Source organism: Calditrichota bacterium, assembly GCA_016867835.1.
In the GTDB taxonomy this organism is placed as follows: Bacteria; Electryoneota; AABM5-125-24; order Hatepunaeales; family Hatepunaeaceae; genus VGIQ01.
Genome location: VGIQ01000160.1, coordinates 1 through 4552, shown reverse-complemented (window position 1 = coordinate 4552; position 4552 = coordinate 1). Strand labels below are relative to the sequence as shown.

At 58.3% G+C, this 4552-nt stretch carries 5 protein-coding genes; all 5 read right to left on the bottom strand.

What is annotated here, in order from left to right; translation table 11 throughout:
• Window positions 1–270: 270 nt before the first annotated feature.
• Window positions 271–627 (bottom strand): hypothetical protein, encoded by a 357-nt coding sequence (locus FJY67_11455; GenBank protein ID MBM3330064.1) that lies wholly within the window; start codon window positions 625–627, stop codon window positions 271–273.
• Window positions 628–991: 364 nt separating this feature from the next.
• On the bottom strand, window positions 992–2014 hold the full coding sequence (locus FJY67_11450; GenBank protein MBM3330063.1) for a hypothetical protein: 1023 nt from the start codon (window positions 2012–2014) through the stop codon (window positions 992–994).
• Window positions 1924–2502 (bottom strand): bifunctional DNA primase/polymerase, encoded by a 579-nt coding sequence (locus FJY67_11445; protein ID MBM3330062.1) that lies wholly within the window; start codon window positions 2500–2502, stop codon window positions 1924–1926. Before FJY67_11445 ends, FJY67_11450 begins: the two co-directional genes overlap by 91 nt.
• Window positions 2480–2755, bottom strand: a complete 276-nt coding sequence (locus tag FJY67_11440) for a hypothetical protein (protein ID MBM3330061.1) — start codon at window positions 2753–2755, stop codon at window positions 2480–2482. Before FJY67_11440 ends, FJY67_11445 begins: the two co-directional genes overlap by 23 nt.
• A complete protein-coding gene (locus FJY67_11435; protein ID MBM3330060.1) occupies window positions 2752–4047 on the bottom strand; it encodes a DNA helicase in 1296 nt (431 codons plus the stop codon). Before FJY67_11435 ends, FJY67_11440 begins: the two co-directional genes overlap by 4 nt.
• Window positions 4048–4552 lie beyond the last annotated feature (505 nt).

The following is a 4552-nucleotide window of genomic DNA, read 5'->3' as shown; positions in this document are numbered from 1 at the left end:
TTTAGTAGACAAGACAATCTATCCACGGAGCGTCCTGTGACCAAGGGCGCTGTTCAAGTCCCCTTCGGCTACGCCTTCGGGGACTTGAACAGCCATCACACTGTCAACAGATCGCTAAGATAGTACAAATTATGACATAGGGTGTCTCTCCCCCGTTCCCCGCGTGACACCCCCTGCGAAATGACATAATTCATTTTTCGGGTCTATCTTGTTGGTGCGTCGTCAAATAATTTCGGCAGAGAGTTCTGCCATAATTCAGCCTTACGCCTGTCATAATTCGCCGCCTTCATCGGGATTCTCTGGATCGATATCACAGGCGACGTAGGCCAGACGCGGCCTGCCTGCGCCGGAGGCCTTGATTCTGGTCAAAGCGATCCTGCCGCCTTTTAGTAGTGTATCCACGATCGGCTTGCGATCTTTGGGCGGCTGGGCACAGAAGGGCTTGCAGCGGTTCATCTCCCGCTCGGTCACCCCCTTTGAACCTGCGGTGGCGATGGCGATGTAGAATTCATTGACGTGCCGTTCGAATTCGCTGTCAGCAATCCGTTCTTTCACCTGTTTGGCAAGGTATTCAGTATGCAGACCGACGAAGCGGATTGCCCATTGGGCGTGGTGAAGTTCGATCATAGGACTGTCGACATCGCCCGCGCAGGCGCAGACCAGGGCAATTTTGTGGGCGTGTTCTGCGGCTTGTCCCCAAATCGCATCGACGCCGGTCTTGGCGAAGGCGGAAGCCAGATAATCGGCGTAGCGGGTGAATTTCGGTCAACGCCTCTGCCGCTTCAGGCGAGGATGAAACGACGATCAGTTTCGGAGCGTCGAAGCGCGCCAGATTGCCTCTATCAGTAGTAACCTCCATGACCCTATCTATCCAGGCCAGAATCGATTTCGGCACCTCGGGGTAAAGCCCCCGCTTCTCGATAGGAGGAATTGGCTTATCGCTCATATCCACGACCAGGAAGCGGTTGAGAAAGCCGTTGATGACGTCCTTCTACTCCAGTGACGCATAGAAATTCTCCGGCGTCGTCGTGTCGTGAATGCTGACGCAGGGATAGGCGATTGGCGAAGTAGGTTTTTCGTCCTGGTCGGCGTATTCGGTGCCTCCGAAAATCGTATCTGAAGAGCTGAAGAGCCGGATGATGTTCCTCGGAATCTCGCGGCTGTAATGACTGGCGCTCTTGTGCTGCAAGGCTTGAAGCATCAGGCCGAATTCATCTAGTTGGAAGAGCACCACCGGGGTTCGTCTGACCCGAGCCAAAAGACCTTGGCCGCTGGCGATGGTCTCGCCCCCTATCAGATCGTGGAGCGAAGCCGCGTTCAGGATGTTCTTCACCATTTTGCGGGGGTAGTCCTTGCCGCTCGTTGACGCCCCGATGGAGATCATGTAGAGGTTGGTGCGGTGCTCCTGGTCGGAGATGTATCTTCGCCCCAAGACGGTGCCGGCCAGCGCCAGGGCTGCGTTGACCGCAAACTCAGGCTGCGGCCTTCGGGCGGTGGAGACGATGTAATCGGTGATTTCACTCAAGATCCCGGGCGGGTGAAGAAGACACTCGTCGGCGATATAGCGCGGCGCGTCATTCGAATGGGAGGAGAAGACGTCGGATGGCGGCTCCACCCACCCGTTCTGCTTCGCCATCCAAAAGATGGTCGCGAGGCTGACGCTGCCGTTCGGGTCGATGCTCTGCCAAGTGCGCTGCTGGTCGCGCGGATCGAATTTCGCCGACTGCTGCGACCACTCCGTCCAGATTCCATAGGCCTGCTGACCGGCGTGGGTGGACTTCAGCGCCATGCCGATCTTAAGCCAGATATCCCGCTCGTCGCTGTTGATGAAAGCGAGCGCGGAGCGCAGCTCCTGCACCTTGGACGGGGAAAACAACTCCGCAGGTGGTTCAACAGCATTCTGGATGCGCCTGCCCTGCCCGTTCAACGACCAGATCGGCGCCGGGGCGACCGCGACCCCTTCAATTGGATCGCTTGAGACCTCCCATTCGTATCGCCGTCCTGAGATATGCAGGCTTGGCGGGGCAAGGACATAGCCGCCTTCGGCGCGGATGTCGACCCCGGGTCCGAGGACGCCGGCGCTGATTTGATTTGCAGGCCTTCGGGATAGGTGAAGTAGAGATGCCGCCCACCCCCGCCGGTCAGCACCTCCACCGTCGCCGGCGCATCCTTCGCCAACTGCCGCCAGGTCTCCTCGCCGTCGATCCCTTCGTCGGGCTTGTTGTCAAGGTCGATCACCATCAGCCTTCCCGACCGCTCGCCGGTAGCAACGGCGATGTTCGCCCAGGGATGCTTCTTCCACCAGGCGGCGACCACTGCCGGATCGGTAGAAGCGTCGCGATGGCCGTGTCTGGTGAGCGGGTGCTTGCCCGGGCTGGTGCAAGAGGGGCGGCCGCAGGTACATCTCCCGTCGCGGATGCTGTGCACCGGGAAGACCGCCCAGCCGAAGGAGGCATAGGCCAAGGCCATTTGCAGCAGTTCAGAAGGGGACGTATTCAACATAAACCTGCATATATGCCCAAGCTGCTTGCTGAATCAGCGCTTTGAATTGCTCAATGTTGAGCGCCGACAATGGTCGATCCGTCAATCCGTTAGGCTCGATGAATTGTCCCGCCGCTTCGACAGCTGCATTTACGGCATGCCCTTCCAGTTCCTCATCCGTCCAGACGCCGTTGTTGGCACCGAACAGCACCACCCGCTCGTCCTTCAAACGTTCGTAATGCTCGCGGGTAACCGTGATAGTCTCTACGCTCAAAAGGGCGCCTCCTCTTCGATAACCGTTGCCTCCCCGGCGTAGTCGTTTTCCTGCTCCACTTCAATCTTGGGCGTTTCCGCCTCGTCAAACCGATGCCGCACCACTCGCCAGTATTTGCAGTCCTCTTGCACCAGGATGTGGGAGGGCTGCCTAAAGGTCCCCGCCAGGCGCAGCGCCTCGGTGACATTCGCCACGCTCGGATCACCCCCGCGTCGCACCCACCAGCGATGCGCCCGCCGCGCCACATGACCGCCGTGCTCAAGACAAATCCATTCAGAATAGACCGAATTGGTTGACTCGTAATAGTCCACCCGTAGCGAGTCGGGCTTGCCCATCTTGCGGTGGCGCTCGTAGCCGATGCGCTCCACCTTCACCCAGAAGGGGGTGGATTGGCTGATGATCGGACGCGCCGAGGCGGTCGGCTTCAATTCAGACGCGGGCGGCGGGAACTCATGCCCGCAGTCGGGGCAGTGGCGGAATCCGGCGAAGATCACCGACCGGCACTGCGGGCAGGTTTTGACCGGCGCCTTGCCGTTGCCGTTCTTGGACTGATCGTAAGGGTTGACTCGGTCGATGGGACCATGCCGTTTGATATTTCCCGCAAAGTCCAGCACGAGACAGTTGGTTTTGCCGGGAGCGTTCCGCATTCCTCTGCCAGCCATTTGCACGTAGAGACCTGTGGACTGCGTCGGGCGCAGAAAGGCGATCAAATCGACGCCAGGGTGATTGAAGCCGGTCGTTAGGATGTCGCAGTTGGTGACCGCCCGCAGCCGCCCGGCTTTGAATTCGCCGAGGATGTAGTCCCGCTCCAGATCGTTAGTTTCTCCGGTGACGGTTTCAACCGCGATGCCGTGCTCGCGCAGAGCATCGCGGATGTGATAAGCGTGGTCGATGCCGGAACAGAAGATCAGCCACGACTTGCGGTCGCGCCCGTAATGGACGATCTCCCGCACCGCGGCGGCATTCACTTCGGTCTTATCGACGGCGGTCGCCAATTCGCCGGCGATGAACTCCCCGCCGCGGGTATGGACGCCGGAGACGTCGAGTTCGGTCGAGGGCGCCTTGGTGACCAGCGGCGCCAGCCACTTCTCCTCGATCAACCGCTTCACCGGAACTTCGTAGGCGACGTCGGTGAAGACCCGGTTCTCGCCTTCGGTCAAGAGGCCGCTGTCGAGCCGGTAGTGGGTGGCAGTCAGTCCGATGATTTTCACCTGGTCGTTCAGAGCCGCCATGCCGTCGATGAACCTGCGGTACATTGTGTCCGAAGATCGGGGGCACAAGGTGGCACTCATCGATCATCACCAAATCGCAGGCGCCGATCGAGCCGGTCGAGTGGAAGATTCGGGAAAATGAGGAAAGTTGCTCGGTTCCCTGTCCAAACACTTGCATTCGGAAGGATTCTTTATTAAACTGCGTTTCAAGCATGTTTCCGACTTTGAACCTCGAGCCCCTCAAGTTCAAACTGAGTGTAGGAGTGAAGAAGAAAGCCGCTGATCGCCCTTCGCATCACAGTAATTGGAAGCGCATCGCCAAGAATACCCTGACATTGGCTTCGGTGGTGGCACTTTTCCTTCTCTTCAATGGCTGCGGAGATGACGATGGGCCTGGTGGTCCATCAAATCAATCACCTGCAACCCCCTCCAGTCCCTCACCGTCCGATTGGGCTACGAATCAACCTACTTCGCTTACTTTAAGATGGACTTGCAGCGACCCGGATGGGGACCCGTTGACCTATGATGAGTCTGTTGAAAATGGGTCTATTTTGATCTGCTATTCTCATTTCTAATTTTCAAAATA